Annotated in this window: 2 protein-coding genes; both read left to right on the top strand. The window is 40.9% G+C overall.

Annotated features, from left to right (window positions below):
* Positions 1–57 precede the first annotated feature (57 nt).
* On the top strand, positions 58–357 hold the full coding sequence (locus EPX21_RS00450; RefSeq protein ID WP_134087712.1) for a transposase: 300 nt from the start codon (positions 58–60) through the stop codon (positions 355–357).
* On the top strand, positions 300–1,220 hold the full coding sequence (locus tag EPX21_RS00445) for an IS3 family transposase (RefSeq protein ID WP_134087711.1): 921 nt from the start codon (positions 300–302) through the stop codon (positions 1,218–1,220). The genes EPX21_RS00450 and EPX21_RS00445 overlap by 58 nt, the downstream gene beginning before the upstream one ends.
* Positions 1,221–1,251 lie beyond the last annotated feature (31 nt).

Genomic DNA, 1,251 nt, shown 5'->3' with positions numbered 1-1,251 from the left:
TGGAGTTGCTACCTTTAAAGCGAGACAGATTTAAGGAGTAATTTTAAATTTGTAGAGATGCATAGAAAATTTGATGATTCGTTTAAGATCATGGCGGTCGATCTGAGCGTTGTTAAAGGGTCTGTAGCAGAGGTAGCTAAGGAATTAGATATAGACCCAAGTTTGCTCAGTAAGTGGCGTAGAAATCCACGTTATAATGGGAATAAAGTTTTACCTGACAATCCCAAGCTTAGTCCAGAGGAGCAGGAGTTGAGGATTTTACGTAAGAAATTAAGAGATACAGAATTAGAGCGTGATATATTAAAAAAGGCCATAGCCATCTTCTCCAGGGGAGACGGTCCATATACCGGTTCATAAAGGAGAACCGAGAGGTATATTCCGTAGAGAAGATGTGCGAAGTTTTGGACGTTAGTAGCAGTTGTTTTTATCGTTGGCTGGTTTCTCCCGAATCCCCTAGGGAACAGCGAAGTAAATCACTTGTGGATAAAATAAGTCAGGCACACAGGGATAGTAAGTATATCTATGGCAGCCCACGGATAACCGCAGAGCTGCACAAAAAAGGTGAAAAGGTGTCAAGAAGCTATGTTGCAAGGTTGATGAAGAAACATGGGATACGAAGCAAGGTTAAGAAAAAATATAGGGTGACCACAGATTCCAGCCATAGTTATAGAATAGCTGAAAATCTCCTCCAAAGAGATTTTTCAGCGGATGCCTTATCACAAAAGTGGGTTGGTGATATAACGTATATCCATACCAACAAAGGGTGGCTTTATCTAACAACAGTCATCGATTTGGCGGACAGAAAAGTTATCGGATGGTCTTTGAGCACCGATATGACTGCTAAAAACACTTCTGTAGAAGCCATCAGGATGGCTATTAGAAACCGAGGTGTCAAAGATGGACTTACCTTCCATTCGGATAGGGGGATCCAATATGCCTGCGATGAATTCAGGGAGGTAATTGTAGAAAACAGGATACTTCAAAGCATGAGCCGGAAGGCCAATTGCTGGGACAACGCAGTAGCTGAGAGCTTTTTCAAAACATTAAAGGCTGAAATGGTTTATCATAGGAAATTCATGGATCAGCAGTCGGCTAAATTGGAGGTCTTTAGATATATTGAGGGATTTTACAATACCAAAAGAACACATTCTGCTCTGGGGTATAAAACCCCTAAGCAGATTGAAGAGATGCTGATGGAAAAAGAAAGATTGGCAGCATAAAAAAGTCTCCTATTTTAAGTTGCAATTCCAG

Origin of the sequence: Olivibacter sp. XZL3, from assembly GCF_004368405.1 — a bacterium.
Classification (GTDB): domain Bacteria; phylum Bacteroidota; class Bacteroidia; order Sphingobacteriales; family Sphingobacteriaceae; genus Olivibacter.
The sequence above is the reverse complement of the archived record's forward strand: the minus strand, read 5'-3'. Positions and strand labels throughout refer to the sequence as shown.